Source organism: Burkholderia sp. HMSC10F09, assembly GCF_001806955.1.
Lineage (GTDB): Bacteria > Pseudomonadota > Gammaproteobacteria > Burkholderiales > Burkholderiaceae > Burkholderia > Burkholderia multivorans.
The window spans coordinates 15834-32778 of sequence record NZ_KV786635.1 but is presented as its reverse complement, the minus strand read 5'-3'; the positions used below and the strand labels follow the sequence as shown (position 1 = coordinate 32778).

Annotated in this window: 16 protein-coding genes; 9 read left to right on the top strand and 7 right to left on the bottom strand. The window is 70.0% G+C overall.

Annotated features, from left to right (window positions below; translation table 11 throughout):
• The 8 genes from HMPREF3115_RS09435 to HMPREF3115_RS09400 form a co-directional block, all read left to right on the top strand.
• Positions 1-829 (top strand): ABC transporter ATP-binding protein (locus HMPREF3115_RS09435; RefSeq protein WP_256276112.1); only part of this gene is annotated, 829 nt, incomplete at its 5' end.
• Positions 816-1688, top strand: coding sequence for an ABC transporter permease (locus HMPREF3115_RS09430; RefSeq protein ID WP_070554227.1), 873 nt, complete (start codon positions 816-818; stop codon positions 1686-1688). The genes HMPREF3115_RS09435 and HMPREF3115_RS09430, both read left to right, overlap by 14 nt.
• Positions 1689-1700: 12 nt before the next feature.
• Positions 1701-2498 carry an ABC transporter permease gene (locus HMPREF3115_RS09425; RefSeq protein WP_006405335.1) on the top strand — a complete coding sequence of 266 codons (798 nt, stop codon included), beginning with the start codon at positions 1701-1703 and terminating at the stop codon, positions 2496-2498.
• Complete coding sequence (locus HMPREF3115_RS09420; protein ID WP_006410584.1) at positions 2495-3652, top strand: NAD(P)/FAD-dependent oxidoreductase; 1158 nt, start codon at positions 2495-2497, stop codon at positions 3650-3652. Before HMPREF3115_RS09425 ends, HMPREF3115_RS09420 begins: the two co-directional genes overlap by 4 nt.
• A gap of 16 nt (positions 3653-3668) precedes the next feature.
• Entirely contained in the window at positions 3669-4031 is a 363-nt protein-coding gene (locus tag HMPREF3115_RS09415; protein WP_006410575.1) for a (2Fe-2S)-binding protein, read from the top strand.
• Positions 4021-5427, top strand: coding sequence for an FAD/NAD(P)-dependent oxidoreductase (locus HMPREF3115_RS09410; protein WP_070554225.1), 1407 nt, complete (start codon positions 4021-4023; stop codon positions 5425-5427). Before HMPREF3115_RS09415 ends, HMPREF3115_RS09410 begins: the two co-directional genes overlap by 11 nt.
• A gap of 1 nt (position 5428) precedes the next feature.
• A complete protein-coding gene (locus tag HMPREF3115_RS09405; protein WP_070554224.1) occupies positions 5429-6589 on the top strand; it encodes an NAD(P)/FAD-dependent oxidoreductase in 1161 nt (386 codons plus the stop codon).
• Positions 6590-6630: 41 nt separating this feature from the next.
• Positions 6631-6987: a RidA family protein gene (locus HMPREF3115_RS09400; protein ID WP_070554222.1), complete on the top strand. Its 357-nt coding sequence runs from the start codon at positions 6631-6633 to the stop codon at positions 6985-6987.
• Between the two features lie 62 nt (positions 6988-7049).
• Here HMPREF3115_RS09400 and ampC read toward each other — a convergent pair whose 3' ends face one another.
• Both ampC and HMPREF3115_RS09390 read right to left on the bottom strand, forming a co-directional pair.
• A complete protein-coding gene (gene ampC / locus HMPREF3115_RS09395) occupies positions 7050-8219 on the bottom strand; it encodes a class C beta-lactamase (protein WP_070554220.1) in 1170 nt (389 codons plus the stop codon).
• 235 nt (positions 8220-8454) lie between these two features.
• Positions 8455-8898, bottom strand: coding sequence for a hypothetical protein (locus HMPREF3115_RS09390; protein ID WP_053299068.1), 444 nt, complete (start codon positions 8896-8898; stop codon positions 8455-8457).
• Positions 8899-9253: 355 nt separating this feature from the next.
• Here HMPREF3115_RS09390 and HMPREF3115_RS32320 point away from each other — a divergent pair, with 355 nt between their 5' ends.
• A complete protein-coding gene (locus tag HMPREF3115_RS32320; RefSeq protein ID WP_006405345.1) occupies positions 9254-9388 on the top strand; it encodes a hypothetical protein in 135 nt (44 codons plus the stop codon).
• Between the two features lie 69 nt (positions 9389-9457).
• Here the strand turns inward: HMPREF3115_RS32320 and HMPREF3115_RS09385 are convergent, their stop codons facing one another.
• The 5 genes from HMPREF3115_RS09385 to HMPREF3115_RS09365 all read right to left on the bottom strand — a co-directional run bounded on the left by HMPREF3115_RS09385 (position 9458) and on the right by HMPREF3115_RS09365 (position 16734).
• Positions 9458-10645, bottom strand: coding sequence for a beta-propeller fold lactonase family protein (locus HMPREF3115_RS09385; RefSeq protein ID WP_070554239.1), 1188 nt, complete (start codon positions 10643-10645; stop codon positions 9458-9460).
• Positions 10646-10777: 132 nt separating this feature from the next.
• Positions 10778-12268 (bottom strand): M81 family metallopeptidase, encoded by a 1491-nt coding sequence (locus tag HMPREF3115_RS09380; protein WP_070554237.1) that lies wholly within the window; start codon positions 12266-12268, stop codon positions 10778-10780.
• A gap of 178 nt (positions 12269-12446) precedes the next feature.
• The gene (locus HMPREF3115_RS09375; protein ID WP_070554218.1) at positions 12447-13871 is read right to left on the bottom strand and encodes an aldehyde dehydrogenase family protein; all 1425 of its coding nucleotides are present in this window, start codon (positions 13869-13871) and stop codon (positions 12447-12449) included.
• 39 nt (positions 13872-13910) lie between these two features.
• Positions 13911-15299 (bottom strand): aspartate aminotransferase family protein, encoded by a 1389-nt coding sequence (locus HMPREF3115_RS09370; protein WP_006405350.1) that lies wholly within the window; start codon positions 15297-15299, stop codon positions 13911-13913.
• Between the two features lie 43 nt (positions 15300-15342).
• Entirely contained in the window at positions 15343-16734 is a 1392-nt protein-coding gene (locus HMPREF3115_RS09365) for an APC family permease (protein WP_006405351.1), read from the bottom strand.
• Positions 16735-16945: the final 211 nt, after the last annotated feature.

Sequence of the window (16945 nt, the reverse complement as noted above, 5' to 3'; positions counted from 1 at the left end):
CCAGAGCTACGCGCTGTTTCCGCACATGACGGTCGCCGGCAACGTCGGCTTCGGTCTCGAAATGCGCAAGATGAAGCGCGCGCAGCGCGAAGAGCGGATCGCCGAGGCGCTTGCGCTCGTGCGGCTCGACGGCCTCGACGCGCGCTACCCGAAGGCGCTGTCGGGCGGCCAGCGGCAGCGCGTCGCGATCGCGCGTGCGATCGCGATGCGGCCCGAGCTGCTGCTGCTCGACGAGCCGATGTCGAACCTCGACGCCAAGCTGCGCGAGGAAATGCACATCGAGCTGCGCGCGATCCAGAAGCGCCTCGGGATCACGACGATCCTCGTCACGCACGATCAGGTCGAGGCGATGACGATGAGCGACCGCATCGCCGTCATGCATCGCGGCCGCATCGCGCAGCTGAGCACGCCGTTCGACGCGTACGAGCGGCCGGCCACGCCGTTCGCGTCCGTGTTCCTCGGCCGCACGAACACGTTCGAAGGCGAAGTGCTGCGACGCAATCCGCGCTGCGCGGAAGTCGCGGTCGCGAGCACGACGCTGCACGTGCCGCACGAAGGACGCGACGTCGCGGGCCCCGTCAACGTCTACATCCGCCCCGAAAAGATGCGGCTCGCGAACGGCGACGCGCGGCTGCACGGGCGCGTCGCGACGCGCGTGTTCGTCGGCAACCAGTGGCTGCTCGTGATCGACACGGCGCTCGGCAAGCTGCACGTCACGCAGTCGAACACCGGCGCGCCGCCGCCGGACGAAGGCAGCGAAGTCGGCCTCGCGTGGGCCGACGACGATCTGCGGATGCTGACGCGGGAGGGCGCGCATGGCCACGCTTGACGATACGCGCGGCGGCGCCGCGCCGTGGCTGCTGTCGGCACCCGCGCTGCTGCTGTTCTCGACGCTGCTGCTCGCGCCGCTGCTGCTCACGCTCGTGCTGTCGTTCCACACGTTCAGCGACATCGCGGGCACGCAGCCGGGCTGGACGATCGCGAACTATCTGGAAGTCATTCGCGATCCCTACTATCTGACGATCTTCGCGCGCACCGCGGGCCTCGCGGCCGCCGTCACGCTGCTGTCGATCGTGCTCGGCGTGCCGGAGACGATCGTGCTCGCGCGCATGCGCAAGCCGTGGCAGTCGATCTGCCTGCTGGTCGTGCTGGGCCCGCTGCTGATCTCGGTCGTCGTGCGCACGCTCGGCTGGCAGATCCTGCTCGGCAACAACGGCGTGCTGAACGATGTGCTGCAGGCGCTGCACATCACCGACGAACCCGTGCGCCTCGTGTTCACGATGACGGGTACGATCGTCGCGCTCACGCACGTGCTGGTGCCGTTCATGGTGATGGCGGTATGGGCGACGCTGCAGAAGCTCGACCCGCAGGTCGAATGGGCCGGGCGGTCGCTCGGCGCGTCGCCGATGCGCGTGTTTCGCCGCGTGATCCTGCCGCAGATCCTGCCCGGCGTGCTATCGGGGTCGATCATCGTGTTCGCGCTGTCCGCATCGGCGTTCGCGACGCCCGCGCTGATCGGCGGCCGCCGCTTGAAAGTCGTCGCGACGGCCGCCTACGACGAATTCCTCGGCACGCTGAACTGGCCGCTCGGCGCGAGCATCGCGGTGCTGCTGCTGATCGCGAACGTCGCGATCGTGATGGGCTGCAGCCGGCTCGCGGAACGCCGCTTCAAGCACATCTTCGACTGACGGAGCGACGCCATGCAACGCAACGGTTTTGCCGCCCTCGCCTTCCATGCGCTGTTCGTCGCGTTCATCGTCGCGCCGCTCGCGGCCGTGATGCTCGTCGCGTTCACCGACAAGGGCTATATCTCGATGCCGTTCGACGGCGCGTCGCTGCGCTGGTTTCGCGCGATCCTCGACAACGGCGATATCGTGTCGGCGTTCTGGCTGTCTGTGCGGCTCGCGCTCGTCGCCGCGACGCTGGGCGTCGCGCTCGCGGTGCCGGCCGCGCTCGCGATCGCGCGCTACCGCTTCCCGGGACGCGGCGCGCTGACGAGCTTCTTCCTGTCGCCGATGATGATTCCGGCGGTCGTGCTCGGCATCGCGTTCCTGCGTTTCCTGTCGCTGCTGCATCTGAGCGGCTCGTTCTGGGCGCTCGTCGCCGCGCACGTCGTGATCGTGCTGCCGTATGCGCTGCGGCTTGCGCTGTCGTCCGCGATCGGGCTCGACCGCGATGCCGAGCGTGCCGCGCTGTCGTGCGGCGCGAGCCGCTTCACCGCGTTTCGCCGCGTCGTGCTGCCGATGATCCGCACCGGCGTCGCGGGCGGCTGGGTGCTGTCGTTCATCCAGAGCTTCGACGAGCTCACGATGACGATTTTCGTCGCGACACCGGGCACGACGACGCTGCCCGTCGCCATGTACAACCAGATCGCGCAGACGATCGATCCGCTCGTCACGTCGGTGTCGGCGGTGCTGATCGTCGGCACGGTCCTGCTGATGCTCCTGCTCGACCGGCTGGTCGGGCTCGATCGCATCCTGATCGGAGAAGCACGATGATTCGACCTGCAGCCGCGAGCCCCGACGTGCTCGTGATCGGCGGCGGCCTCGTCGGCACGGCCGTCGCGTACGGCCTCGCCCGCGAAGGCGCGCGCGTGACCGTGCTCGACGAGGACGACGGCGGTTTTCGCGCGTCGCGCGGCAATTTCGGCCTCGTCTGGATTCAGGGCAAGGGCCACGACCGCACGCCCTACGCGAGCTGGTCGCGCAGCTCGGCCGCGCGCTGGCCGCAGCTTGCCGCGAGCCTGCTCGAGGACAGCGGCGTCGATGTCGCACTGCGCCAGCCGGGCGGCTTCCATCTCTGCTTCTCCGACGACGAGCTCGCGGAGCGCCGCACGCGTCTCGCGACGCTGCAGGCGGCGCTCGGCGACTATCCGTTCGAGCTGCTCGATCATCGCGAGCTGCGCGAGCGCTTGCCCGGCATCGGGCCTGCGGTCGTCGGCGCGAGCTACACGCCGATGGACGGCCACGTGAATCCGCTTAAGCTGCTGCGCGCGCTGCACGCGTCGATGCAGCATCGCGGCGTGCGTCTCGTCTCCGGCGCGCGCGTGCGACAGGTGCGCGCCGAAGGCGGCGGTTTCGTCGCCGACAGCGCGGCGGGCACGTTCGGCGCCGGCCGCCTCGTGCTCGCGGCCGGCCTCGGCAATCGCACGCTCGCGCCGCAGGTCGGGCTCCATGCGCCGGTCGCCCCGAATCGCGGGCAGGTGCTCGTCAGCGAACGCGTCGCACCGTTTCTCCGCTATCCGACCATCAACGTGCGGCAGACCGACGAAGGCACCGTGCAGTTCGGCGACTCGATGGAGGAAGTCGGCTTCGACGACCTGACCACGACGCCGGTGCTCGCCGACATCGCGCGGCGCGGCGTGCGCGCATTTCCGATGCTGCAGCACGTACGGCTCGTGCGGATGTGGGCCGCGCTGCGCGTGTACAGCCCCGACGGCTTTCCGATCTACGACGAATCGCTGCAGCATCCGGGCGCGTTCGTCGTCACCTGCCACAGCGGCGTCACGCTCGCGGCCGCGCATGCGATGCGCATCGCGCCGTGGATCGTCGGCGCGCCGGTGCCCGACGAGTTGCCCGCGCTGTCCGCACGTCGCTTTCCGGACGCGCCCGACACGATCGCCGCTGCCGCCCGGCCCGCTCCCGCTTACTGACCTTGTCCGCCCGCCCATGACTGCCCACCCGAGTTCGTCCCTGTTCAAGCCGCTCGATGCCGCCGCGGCGACCGTCGAGATCCGCTTCAACGATGCGCCGCTGCGCGTGCCGGCCGGCGTCAGCGTCGCTGCCGCGCTGCTCGCGGCCGGCGTACAGCGCTTTCGCGCGACGCCCGTGTCGCATGCGCCGCGCGCGCCCTACTGCATGATGGGCGCGTGCTTCGAATGTCTCGTCGAAATCGACGGCGTGCCCGCGCGCCAGAGCTGCATGGTCGACGTGCGCGACGGCATGTGCGTGCGCACGCAGGAAGGCGCGCGCGACCTGCCGCCCGAATCCGCGCTTGCCGCCGCGTCACTGGAGAACGCCGATGACCGCTGAATTCATGCAGGAAACCGTCGACGTCGTCGTGGTCGGCGCCGGCCCCGCCGGCCTCGGCGCCGCCATGCGCGCGGCGTGCGCGGGGCTGTCGGTCGTGCTGCTCGACGAGCAGGATGCAGTCGGCGGCCAGATCTATCGCGCGATCGAGCGCGCGGACGCACGCCGCCGCGAGATCCTCGGCCCCGACTACGCGGCCGGCGCCGCGCTCGCCGACGCATTCGCGCGTTCGGGCGCCCGTCATTTGACGCGCACGACGGTATGGCAGGTCACGCGCGAGCGGCAGGTGCACTATCTGCGTGACGGCAAGGTCGGCCGCTTCGACGCGCGCCGCGTGATTCTCGCCACCGGCGCGCTCGAGCGGCCGTTTCCGATTCCCGGCTGGACGCTGCCTGGCGTGCTGACCGCGGGCGCCGCGCAGATCCTGCTGAAGAGCGCGGGCGAAGTGCCGTCGACGCCGCCGGTGCTGGCCGGCTGCGGGCCGCTGCTCTATCTGCTCGGCGGGCAGTATCTGCGCGCCGGCGTGCCGATTCGCGCGCTCGTCGACACCACGCACCCCGCCGATCGCTGGCGCGCGAAAAAGCATCTGTTCGCGGCGCTGCGCGCGTGGCCGCTCCTCGGCAAGGGGCTGCAGATGATGCGCGCGCTGCGCGACGCGAACGTGCCGATCCACGAAGGCGCCGACGATCTCGCGATCGCGAGCCGCGCGGGCGACGACGGCCAGCCTCGCGCCGCCGCCCTGACGTTTACGGCGCAGGGCCGCGCGCACCGCATCGACGCGGACGTGATCCTGCTGCATCAAGGCGTCGTTCCGAACACGCAGTTCACGCATGCCCTGCGCGCCGCGCACCGCTGGGACGACGCGCAGCTCTGCTTTACGCCGCAGGTCGACGCCTGGGGCGAACTCGACGTGCCGGGCATCTTCGTCGCCGGCGACGGCGCCGGAATCGGCGGCGCACAGGCCGCGGCGCAACAGGGCACGCTCGCCGCCCTCGCGGTCGCCGCGCAGCTCGGTGCGCTCGACGAGGCGGCGCGCGATCGCAAAGCGGCGGCGCATCGCGACGCGCTTGCCCGCGCGCTGCGGATCCGGCCGTTCCTCGACAGCCTGTACCGGCCGCGCGACGCGAACCGCATTCCCGCCGACGACACGATCGTCTGCCGCTGCGAGGAAGTGACGGCCGGCGAGCTGCGCGGCTTCGTCGCGCTCGGCTGCGTCGGCCCGAACCAGGCGAAATCGTTCGGCCGTTGCGGAATGGGGCCGTGCCAGGGACGCCTGTGCGGGCTGACCGTCACCGAAGTGATCGCCGATGCGCGCCGCGTCGCGCCCGACACGGTCGGCTACTACCGGATCCGGCCGCCGATCAAGCCGATCACGCTCGGCGAGCTGGCCGGTGAGTGACATGGCCGGCACACACGAGGCGATACGCGACGAAGCCGATGCGATCGTGATCGGCGGCGGCCTGCACGGCACGAGCAGCGCGTGGCAGCTCGCGCGGCGCGGCGCGCGCGTGGTCGTGCTCGAGGCCGACTACGTCGCGCGCCATGCGTCGGGCGTCAACGCCGGCGGCGTGCGTACGCTCGGCCGGCCGCTCGAGGAGATTCCGCTTGCGCTGCTGTCGCGCGAGCTGTGGCACACGCTGCCCGATCTGATCGGCGATACGGGCGGGTTCGTGCCGTCCGGCCAGCTGAAGATCGCCGAAACCGAGGCGGAGCTCGACGAATGCCGCGCGCGCGTCGCGCTGCTCGAAGCGCACGGCTACACGCACGAAACGCTGATCGACCGCGCGCGCGTGCGCGAACTCGAGCCCGCGCTCGCGCCGCACGTGACGGGCGGCATCTGGGTCGAGCGCGACGGCTACGCGCTGCCGTTTCGCACGACCGCCGCGTTCCGGATCGCCGCGCAGCGACACGGCGCGCGCTTTCATGAACGCACGCCGGTCACGCATCTCGAGCGGCGCGGCACGCGCTGGATCGCGCAGTCGCCGCGCGGCGCGTTCGCGGCCCGCAAACTGCTGATCGCGGCCGGTGCGTGGTCGGGCGAATTCGCGCGCGCGGCCGGCGAACCGGTGCCGCTGCATGCGGAAGGACTGATGCTGATGGTCACGCAGCGCGTCGCGCCGTTTTGCCGCGCGACGCTCGGCGCGACCGGCCGGCCGCTGTCGTTCAAGCAGTTCGACAACGGCACGGTCGTGATCGGCGGCAAGCTGATCGGCCATGCGGATCTGCAGGCGCGGCACGGCGAAGTCGACTTCATGCGGCTCGCGCGCAGCGCGCGCACCGTGGTCGATCTGTTCCCGCATCTGCGCGATCTCGGCGTCAACCGCGCGTGGGCCGGTGTCGAGGCATTCACCGACGATGCGCTGCCGGTGATCTCCGCGAGCCGCACGGCCGACGATCTCTACTACTCGTTCGGCTATTGCGGCAGCGGCTTCCAGCTCGGCCCCGGCTGCGGGCAGGTCGTCGCCGAACTGATGCTCGACGGCACGCCGTCCGTGCCGCTCGACGCATTCGCGATCGATCGCTTCGCGCGCGTACGTGGCGCGGCGCCTGCGACTCACTGAATCTTTCCACCTGCCGTCATGGCGAAGGAGCGTTTGTCATCATGTCCGAAATCGTTCGCATCGAAACCAATGCGCGCATGAGCCGCGTCGTCAAGGCCGCCGGCCTCGTCTTCATCGGCGGCCAGACGTCCGCCGATCCGTCGCCCGACGTCAAGGTGCAGACCGCGAAGGCCCTCGAGAAGATCGACGGCTTTCTCGAGCAGGCCGGCATCGACAAGACGCGGCTCGTGTCCGCGCAGGTCTGGCTCGCCGACATCGCGCGCGATTTCGCCGGCATGAACGAGGTGTGGGACGCGTGGGTGCCGGCAGGTCATGCACCGGCGCGCGCGACCGTCGAGGCAAAGCTCGCGGCGCCGCATCTGCTGGTCGAGATCGCGGTCGTCGCCGCGCAAGGTTGAGCGCTGCGTTCGACGGCATGGCGCGTGCAGCAGCACGCGTGTGCGCCTTAAGGGAGCGAGCGCTAGCGTTCGCCGCCGAGCGACGCCAGTATCCGGTACGCGATCTCGACGCGGACTTCGTTCGGCACGCGGCGATTGGCGAGCATCACGAAACCGATCCGCTTCGCCGGCACGAACGCGACATACGTGCTGAAACCGTTGGTCGATCCGGTCTTGTTGATCCAGACGTTGCGCTGCGGCGCGAGCGGCGGCGTCAGTGCAACGGCCGGCACCGCGTCCGACAGCATCTTCGACGCGTTGCCTTCGAGCAGCGTCGGCAACGCGACCGGATACGGATACTGCTCCCAGATCAGGTCCTGCGTGAGCGGACCGGCCCGGAAGTAGCCGGTGTGCGTCCGCTCGATCGCGCGCCGCAGCCGCGGCGCAATGTCGATCGCGCCCATGTTCGCCTGCACGAAGCGCAGCAGATCGGCGGCCGTCGTGCGCACGCCGTACGCCGGCTGCCACAGCCCGCCCGGCTTCATCCGGATCGGCGTGCCGTCGGCCGTATAGCCCTGCGCGTAGTCGGCGCGGCGCGCGGCCGGCACGTCGATATACGTGTGCGTCATGCCGAGCGCCGGAAACAGCCGTCGCTCCATCAGCTCGGCGAAGTCGCGCTTCATCGCCTTCGCGGTGATCCAGCCGAGCGTGCCGATGCCGACGTTCGAATACACGCGCTGCGTGCCCGGCACCGATACCGGACGCCATGCGTCGAAATAGCCGATCAGCGTCGCGTCGTCGTGAATTGCGTCCGGCACCTGCTGCGGCAGGCCGCCGGCCGTATGCGTGCCGAGTTCGAGCAGCGTCAGCGCGCCGGCCGGCTTGCCGTTCAGCGCCGGCACGTAGCGCGCGACGGGATCGGACAGCGACAGCTCGCCGCCCTCCTGCGCATCGGCCGCCAGCGTCGCAGTCAGCGTCTTGCTGACCGAGCCGATCTCGAACAGCGTGTCGGCCGTCACCGGCTTGCCGGTGTCCTTCGCCATCACGCCGTAGTCGAACACGTAGCGCTTGCCGTCGACGATCACGCCGATCGCAACGCCGGGAATCGCGTACTGCTTCATTGCGGGCGCGACCTGCTGCGTGACGATCTGGCGGACGCGCGCCTGCGTGAGTTCGGCCGCGCGACCGCTCGTGGCAATTGCGGCGGTCGCGACGAGCAGCGTTGCGACGACGCGCGTGACGGTAATTCGCATGGGTTCGGATTCCTGTCGGACGGTGGAACGGACGGCTTCGGCGCACGCAGCCGCGCGCGGCAACGGCGACGGACAGGCGACGCGACGTGGCGCGCCGGCCGGCTGCCGATGCAGGACTATCCGCTGCCGGCCGCGTGCCGACAATCGACGATATGTTGCGCGAGCAGAAAGAAAAACTAATGGGCGGGCAACGCGCGAACGCGCCCGCGTGCGCGCTGCGTCGCGCGGCGGCCTGTCACGCCTGCGTCGACACGAGCGCGCCGGCCGACGATGCGCCCGACTGCTGCAGCACCTGCGCAAGCTGCCCGATCGCCGCGGACAGCGCGGCCGACACCGCGCTCGCTTCCGCGCTCAGCGCCTGCTGTTCGACCGCTGCGGCCGGGTCGGTCTTCGCGCGTTGCGCGGCGCGCGCGATCTGCTGCTGCAGCTGCGCGAGCTGCTTCTGCAAACGCTCGATCAGCTGCTTCAGTTGCTTGAGGGCCGGGTTGTCGGCATCGCTGCCGGCCGCGCCGAGCGTCGGTCCCGTCGGCGTTGCGCCGGTGGACGTCGTGTCGCTCGACGCGCCGGCCGCCGACGCAGCACCGGCGGGCGCGGTCGATGAAGTAGGCAAGGCCGCGTCCGCGGAGCCGCCGGCGGCGGGCAACGCAGACGCATGGGTCGCGGAAAGATCGATCTGCATCGTGTCGGTCCGGAATGAATGAACGCGTCGTATCGGTTGATCGGTGCGTGGCTTACAACCGGTTGACGGCATTCGTCACACGAAACTTGAGGGTCCGGCCGCGGCAGACGGGCCACGCGAATGCCGCATCGAAGGGCCGGATGACCACCGCGACGACGCTGGTAAAATCGCGCTTTTCGCCGGCCGCCCGCGCGCCGCACGCCGATCGTGCCGCGCAACGCGCGCCGTCACCGCGGCCGCACCGGTCGCCCGTTGTTCATCCCCGCGTCATCCGCCGATTCGAGCAACGCACCAGGCCGCAGGTCCGGCGCCGGCGATCGCCCATTCAACCGATTCTCGATTCGAGGAACCCACGATGGCCCGCATCGGCGCCTTCTGCATCACGACGTGGCTTGCGGCCGCGATTCTGTATTTCGGCCAGCATTCGGTCGCGATGATCGCGCTCAGCGGGGTCGTCGTGTTCGGCGGCTTCGATCTGCTGCGTCCGTGATCGGCATGGCTGGCGCGTGCCGCGCGCACATCGGCGCCTGCGCGCCGCGTCGCGCGACAGGCGCATGCGTCAGCGCGGCAGCGTCCTCAGCGACGACGGCCCGCCCGACAGCGCGATCCGCCGGCCCGTATCGCGCAGCTTGCCGCCCTCGACCGCATAAAGCGCGAGCTGCCGCTCGACGTTGAACTGCACGATCACGTGCCGGCTGTCCGCGGTGAACACGATGCCCTGCGACGCCTCGCCGCCCGGCACTTCGCTCGTCTGCACCGCATGGCCGTCGCGGATTTCGAACAGCAGCACCTTGCCGCGCTTGTGCCGGCCCGGATTGTCGGCCGTCAGGTTCGACCCGTCCATCGCCTGCACGGCGATCCATTTGCCGTCCGGCGAAATCGCGACGCCTTCGGGCAGCGACGAGACGGTCAGATACTGGACGGTGCGAAACGGCACGCGCGACACGTCGATCAGCGCGATCGTGTCCGCATCGCCGGCCAGCGTACCCGTATAGCCGGGCAGCCCCGCGAGCCCGACGTTGCTGACGACGGCCCAGCGGCCGTCGCTCGACACGTCGATCGTGTACGGCGCGACGCCCGTGCTCAAACGTGCCCCGCTGTCGGTCACCTTGCCGTCGTCGACGTTCAGCACCGCGATGCCCTGCTCGTCGCGCAGCGACACGAGCGCATGCTTGCCGTCGTGCGTGAAGCTGATGCCGGCCAGCCGCTTTTTGCCGATCTTCAGATTGCCGTCGAGCGTGACCTGCGTGCCGTCGATGCGCAGGATCGATACGCTGCCGTCGACGTTCGCGACGAGCGCGAGCCGGCCCGAGCGATCGATCGCGATCCCTTGCGGATGGGTGCCGAGATCGATCCGCGCGATGCTCGGCGGCGACGCGCCGAGATTCACGACCTGCACGAACGTGTCGTACACGAGCTGCTTCGCGGCCGTGTCGTAGCGCGTCGGCGCGCCGACGAGCGCGAGCTTCGCGTCGGGCGCGATCGCGACGGCCTGCGGCGGCCCCTGAATGCCGTTCTCGACGTCGACGGTCTGCGCGACCTTCGGCGGAAACGTGCTTGCGTCGAGCAGCGTCAGCGTGTCGGCGGGCGGCGACGGCAGATACGTGTCGCGGCCTTCGACGCGCTGATACTTGCCGTCGTTGCCGGACACGATCCAGTCGGCGGCATGCACGGCGGCGGTAGCGGAGGCCAGCGCGAGCGCGACGAGCGCGCGCGTGCGGCGCAGGCGGAAGGAATGCGTAGGCATGAGCGGTCGGTTCTCCGGGTCGGTGCGGATGCAGGAAACGCGCGACCCGGCGCCATCGCGGGTCGCGCCTTCGCATGATGCACGAAACGAGGCAATGCCGGCGTTCGGCACGTCACCGCGCACGCATGCCGCTTACGCCGCGGGCGCCCATCGATCGATCGCGTCGAGCGGATAGACGGGACGGGCGAGCCGCGCGTAGCGGAACAACGCGTAGTCGGAGCTCGTCACGCCGCGGCTGTCGCATTCGACGAGCGCGGCGGCGATCGGCACGAACACCGGCCGGCAATACATCCGCGACTTCAGCAGCAGGAATCGCGCGCGACGCGGGTCGATCCCGACGCTCTCGAATACGCCGAGATCCCACGGCTCCTGCGTGCGCTCCGAGATCACGAGCGTGGCCGCGCCGATGTCGAACACGGCCGTGCGGCCCATGTACGCGCGCTGGCCCGTATACGTCGGCCCCGCGATCACGTATTCGCCGTCGGTCAGCGCGCGCACGATGCCGGTCGCGACGAACGGCTCGCGCCGCACACCGCCGTGCGACGGCCGCTTGTTGCCGACCGGCACCGTGACCGTCGCGCCGACACCGGCGGCGATCAGCTGCGCGACGGCGTCGGGGTCGCACAGCGGGCCGCTGACGATGCCGTCGAGCCGCTGCGCGAGCGCTTCCTCGAGCACGTCCATCGTGTCGCACGGGCCGCCCGACATGCAGTTGTCGCCGTGATCGAGCATCAGCACCGGCCGCTGCGCACCGCGCGCGAGCGCCGCCGCCTGGGCGACCGATTCCGCGAGCGGCGCGCTGCGATACACGAATGCGTCGCGCGCCTCCCAGATCTGGCGCGCGATGCGTGCCGCCACTGCGTCGGCCGCGGCGCGGTCGCCGTCGCCGACCACGACGACGCTGATACACGGCGCCGGAATATCGGCGAGCGAGAAGCCGGGCAGCACCGACACGGCGAGCATCCCGTCCGCTTCCGCCGCGCGCGCGGCCTCCACCGCACGCCGCATCGCGCCTTCGGCGCTCGCGCTGCACAGCGTCGAGGTCATCAGCGGCGGCTGGCGCCACGCGAGCACCGGCCGCGCGCGGCCGTGCAGCCGGTCGAACAGCAGGCGCGCCGCATGCTCGCCCGTCTCGTACATGTCGACGTGCGGATAGGTCTTGAAGCTGACGATCACGTCCGCATGATCGATCATCTTCTGCGTGACGTTCGCATGCAGATCGAGCGCGACCGCGATCGGCGCGTCGGGCAGCACCGCGCGCACGCGTTCGAGCAGATCGCCCTCGCCGTCCGCGCTCTGCTCGGCGACCATCGCGCCGTGCAGATCGAGCATCACCGCGTCGCAGCCGGGCGCGGCCGCGACGATCGCCTCGCAGATCGCCGCATACGCGTCGGCCGAGACGGGGCCGCTCGGATTCGCGGCGGCCGACACCGGCGTGACGACGTCGGCGCGCTCGCGCGCGGCGGCGTCGAGAAACGCGGCCATCGCAGTGCGCATGCCGCGGTTCGCGCGCGCCGCGTCGTCGCCCCAGTCGGGGCCGTCGCGGCCGAAGGCCGCAAGCGGCGTCGGCACCGGCGAAAACGTGTTCGTCTCGTGATTCATCCGGGCGATCAGGATCTTCATCGTGTCGCGTCCTCGTTGTCGCGTGCGGCCGGTCCGCGCGCGATCGTCGGTTTCGTTGCGCGGCGACCGGCCGCGCGCGGCATCGTCATGGCCGTCCGCATCGACCGAACGGCGCGCGGCGATCGCGCACGGCGACGCCGCGACGATGCGCGTCGGCGTGCGCGGATCGACATGCCGCTCAAGCGTAGCCGGTCGTGCCCTTCGTTTCCAGATATTCGGCGAGGCCGAATTCCGCATACTCGCGCCCGTTGCCCGATCGCTTGTACCCGCCGAACGGCGCGGCCGGATTCCAAGGCGGATAGTTGATGTGCACGTTGCCGACCCGCAGCCGCGCGGCCACGCGCCGCGCGCGTTCGAGATCCTTCGACTGCACGTAGGCGGCGAGCCCGTACACCGAATCGTTCGCGAGCGCGATCGCCTCGTCCTCGGTCCGGTACGTGATGATCGACAGCACGGGCCCGAAGATTTCCTCGCGCGCGATCGTCATGTCGGGCGTCACGTTCGAGAATACCGTCGGCCGCACGTAGAACCCGTCGCCGAGCCCCTCCGGCCGACCGGGGCCGCCCGCGATCAGCGTCGCGCCTTCGTCGATGCCGAGCCGGATGAACTGCTGGATCCGCTCGAACTGCGTGCGGCTCACGACCGGCCCGATCGTCGTCTCGGGCGAGCGCGGATCGCCGACGATCGTGCGCCGCGCCTCGTCGCGCGCGGCCGCTTCGGCGTCGGCCAGCCGATCGACGTGCACCAGCATCCGCGTCGGCGCGTTGCACGACTGGCCGCTGTTGCTGAAGCAGCTGCGCACGCCGCGCGCGACCGCGTCGGCAATGTCCGCATCGGGCAGGATCAGGTTCGGACTCTTGCTGCCGAGCTCCTGATGCACGCGCTTGACGGTATCGGCCGCGGCCTTCGCGACCTCGATGCCTGCGCGCGTCGAGCCCGTGAACGACACCATGTCGACGTCCGGATGCCGCGCAAGCGCATCGCCGACGACGTGTCCGTAGCCGTGCACGAGATTGAACACGCCGGGCGGCACGCCCGCTTCGTCGAGGATCTCCGCGAACAGGATCGCGCTGAACGGCGCGATCTCGCTCGGCTTCAGCACCATCGTGCAGCCGGCCGCAAGCGCAGGTGCCACCTTGCAGACGATCTGGTTGATCGGCCAGTTCCACGGCGTGATCAGCGCGCAGACGCCGATCGGTTCGTGCGAGACGAGCAGCGAATCGGTCTGCGTAGCGAAGCGGAACGATTGCAGCGCGCGGATCGTCTGCTCGAGGTGCGCGGTGCCGACCGCGGCCTGCATCGCACGCGCGAACGCGATCGGGGCGCCCATTTCCTGACTGATCGTCTGCGCGACTTCATCGTAGCGGCGCCGGTAAATGTCGAGCACGCGCGACAGCAACGCAACGCGCGCGTCGACCGGCCAGCGCGCATACGCATCGAACGCCTGCTTCGCGGCGGCGACCGCGCGATCGACCTCGGCCGTGCCGCCGATGCCGAGCCGCGCATACGGCCTCGCCGTGGCCGGATCGATCACGTCGATCGATCGCTCGTCCGCCGGGTCGAGCCATTGTCCGGCGATGTAGGTTTGTCGGGACGTACGCATCGAATGCTCCTGTGGGTTTGGTGCGTGCGGCTCGTGCGCTCAGCGCGTCGCGCGCGCATACGCGTCGGCGACGACGTCGCGAATCTGTGCGACGAACCATGTAATCTCGTCGCGCGTCATCACGAGCGGCGGCGAGAACTGCACGATCGGCGTGCCTTCGTGATCGACGCCGGCGCGGCACAGCAGCCCCGCATCGAAGATCGCCGGCGCGAGCACGGTCGACACGAAGGTCCGCGCGTCGATGCCGCCGGTCCAGCGGCGTGCCTGCTTGTCCGTCACGAGCTCGAGCGAATAGTGATAGCCGTCGCCGCGCACGTCGCCGACGCACGGCAGCTCGAGCAGCGCATCGAGCGTCGCGCGGAAATACGCGGCGTTGTCGCGCACGTTGTCGAACACGCGCTCGCGCTCGATGATCGCGAGGTTCGCGAGCGCAGCCGCGCAGGCAACCGGATGGCCGCCGTAGGTCGCGCCGTGCAGGAACATCTGCTGCGGGCCTGCGAGTACCGCGTCGACCACCGCGTCGCTCGCGATCACGCCGCCGAGCGGCACGTAGCCCGATGCGATTCCTTTCGCGAACGTGATGATGTCCGGTTTCAACCCGTAGCGCGTCGAGCCGAAATACTCGCCGACGCGGCCGAACCCGCAGATCACCTCGTCGGCGACGAGCAGCACGCCGTGCCGGTCGCAGATCTCGCGCAGCCCGGCCGTGTAGCCGGCCGGCGGCGTCAGGCTGCCACCCGCGTTCTGCAGCGGTTCGACGACGATCGCCGCGACCGTGTCCGGTCCTTCCTGCACGATCAGCGACTCGATCTCGTCGAGCAGATGACGCGTGAACCGCGCTTCCGTCTCGTCGACCGGACGGCCGTAGCGCTTCGTGTTGCCGACGTGCCGCACGCCCGACATCAGCGGCTCGAAGTGCTTGCGGAACGCCGTCATGCCGTTCAGCGCGAGCGCGCCGAACGACGTGCCGTGATACGCGACGCGCCGCGCGATGAACTTGCGCCGCTGCGGCTCGCCGCGCGCCTGGTGATACTGGCGCACGAGCTTGATCGCCGATTCGTTCGACTCCGATCCGCTCGACGTGAAGAACACGCGATTGAGCCCCTCCGGCGCCAAGGTCGCGAGCCGCTCTGCGAGCCGGATCGCCGGTTCGTGCGCGTAGCTCCAGTTCGTCGCGAACGGCAGCCGCGTCATCTGCTCGCGCACCGCGTCGCCGATCTCCGCGCCGTGGCTGTAGCCGACCTGCACGCAGTACAACCCGGCCAGCGCATCGAAGTAGCGCTTGCCGTCGCGATCGACGAGCCAGCATCCTTCGCCGCGGTCGAAGACGGTCAGCGCCGCGTCGCCGTATGCGTCGGCATGCGTAAAGTGCATCAGCAGATGGCGCTTCGCGAGCGCCTGCAGATCGGTATCGGGATTGACGTTCATAGCCTCGTTCCTCCTTATCAGTGCCGGTGCGACGACCGGCCGTTCAATTCATCGTCAGCGTCGGCGCGGGGCGCGTGAAGCCGCGCGTGAGCCAGACGAGCTGACAGAGCCCGACCGCGAGCCACGCGATGCCGACGTAGAACGTCTGGCGCGACAGCCCCGACCACAGCCAGACGTTGAGCGCGAAGCCGATCGCGGGCATCGCGCCGAACCGGATCCAGCCTGCCGCCGTGCGATGTTCAGGCCGCGACAGATAGCTGCGCATCACGCACAGGTTCACGACCGCAAACGCGACGAGCGCGCCGAAGCTGATCATCGTCGACGCGAGATCGAGCGTGATGAACAGCGCGGACAGCGACACGGCGCCGACCGCGAGCGTCGCGCGCACCGGCGTGCGCAGCCGTACATGCAGACGGCCGAACACGCATTCGGGCAGCACGCGGTCGCGTCCCATCGCGAACAGCACGCGCGTGACGCTCGCCTGTCCGGCCATTGCGCTCGCGAAACAGCCGGCCACGTAGACCGCGACGAAAAACGCGGACAGCGCGCCGCCGCCGATATGCCGCATCAGCTCGAGACTCGCCGAATCGAGATCGCGAAACGCGTGCCAGTCCGGAAACGCGGCCTGCCCCGCATACGCGATCAGCATGAACAGCACGCCGCTCGCCAGCGTGCAGAGCAGGATCGCGCGCGGCACCGTGCGCCGCGGCTCGCGCGTTTCCTCGGACAGCGTCGACACCGCGTCGAAGCCGAGAAACGACAGGCAAAGAATCGCGGCGCCGGAGAAGATCGCGTGCGCGTCGTCCGTGGCGGGCAGCGCGAGCGTCGTCGGCAGCGCGTCGCCGCCCGCCACGCGCGCGGCTGCAACGAGAAACACGGCGATGAACACGAGCTGGCTCGCGATCAGGATCAGATTCACGCGATTGACGAGCCGGATGCCGATCACGTTCAGCGCCGTGATGAACGCGATGCTCGCGACGATCCAGACGGCGGGCGGCACCGCAGGGACGATCTGCTTCATGTAGATGCCGATCGCGAGATAGCTGATCATCGGGATGAACAGGTAGTCCATCAGCAGCGCCCAGCCGACCATGAAGCCGGCCGACGTGCCGAAATTGCGGCTCGCGAACGTGTACGCGGACCCTGCGCTCGGCATCAGACGCGTCATATGTCCGTAGCTGCGCGCGGTAAACAGCATCGCGACCAGCGTGACCGCGTAGGCGGCGACGAGGTGGCCGTTCGTCTCGCGCGTGACGAGGCCGTACGTCGTGAACACCGTCATCGGCAGCATGTAGGCGAGACCGAAGATCACGAGCGTGAACAGGCCGAGCGGACGCGCGTGCCGCGACGCGAAGGCGTCGCGCGCGTCGGCGTCGGAAGCGGAATCGTCGAACGCGGCGTGCGGCGCGCGTCGAGCGGATGTGCTGTCTGTCATGCTGTCCTCACGTGTATGTCGTCCGTCGTGTCGTGTCGCGCCGCTCGCGGCCGTCGACGGCCCCAGCGCGATGTCGGACAGAGTGTGGTGCGCCAAAAACGCGAGGACGAATGACAAATGCGGACGTAATCGAGGGATATTTCCGGACAGGCAGGCATGCGCGGCCGCGCCGGCGCGCGACGCGTGCGACGCCTCTGGCGCCGCGCGCACA

Coding starts and splice junctions, on each gene's coding strand:
- HMPREF3115_RS09430 (WP_070554227.1), top strand. CDS start 816: ATGGCCACGCTTGACGATACGCGCGGCGGCGCCGCGCCGTGGCTGCTG.
- HMPREF3115_RS09425 (WP_006405335.1), top strand. CDS start 1,701: ATGCAACGCAACGGTTTTGCCGCCCTCGCCTTCCATGCGCTGTTCGTC.
- HMPREF3115_RS09420 (WP_006410584.1), top strand. CDS start 2,495: ATGATTCGACCTGCAGCCGCGAGCCCCGACGTGCTCGTGATCGGCGGC.
- HMPREF3115_RS09415 (WP_006410575.1), top strand. CDS start 3,669: ATGACTGCCCACCCGAGTTCGTCCCTGTTCAAGCCGCTCGATGCCGCC.
- HMPREF3115_RS09410 (WP_070554225.1), top strand. CDS start 4,021: ATGACCGCTGAATTCATGCAGGAAACCGTCGACGTCGTCGTGGTCGGC.
- HMPREF3115_RS09405 (WP_070554224.1), top strand. CDS start 5,429: ATGGCCGGCACACACGAGGCGATACGCGACGAAGCCGATGCGATCGTG.
- HMPREF3115_RS09400 (WP_070554222.1), top strand. CDS start 6,631: ATGTCCGAAATCGTTCGCATCGAAACCAATGCGCGCATGAGCCGCGTC.
- ampC (WP_070554220.1), bottom strand. CDS start 8,219: ATGCGAATTACCGTCACGCGCGTCGTCGCAACGCTGCTCGTCGCGACC.
- HMPREF3115_RS09390 (WP_053299068.1), bottom strand. CDS start 8,898: ATGCAGATCGATCTTTCCGCGACCCATGCGTCTGCGTTGCCCGCCGCC.
- HMPREF3115_RS32320 (WP_006405345.1), top strand. CDS start 9,254: ATGGCCCGCATCGGCGCCTTCTGCATCACGACGTGGCTTGCGGCCGCG.
- HMPREF3115_RS09385 (WP_070554239.1), bottom strand. CDS start 10,645: ATGCCTACGCATTCCTTCCGCCTGCGCCGCACGCGCGCGCTCGTCGCG.
- HMPREF3115_RS09380 (WP_070554237.1), bottom strand. CDS start 12,268: ATGAAGATCCTGATCGCCCGGATGAATCACGAGACGAACACGTTTTCG.
- HMPREF3115_RS09375 (WP_070554218.1), bottom strand. CDS start 13,871: ATGCGTACGTCCCGACAAACCTACATCGCCGGACAATGGCTCGACCCG.
- HMPREF3115_RS09370 (WP_006405350.1), bottom strand. CDS start 15,299: ATGAACGTCAATCCCGATACCGATCTGCAGGCGCTCGCGAAGCGCCAT.
- HMPREF3115_RS09365 (WP_006405351.1), bottom strand. CDS start 16,734: ATGACAGACAGCACATCCGCTCGACGCGCGCCGCACGCCGCGTTCGAC.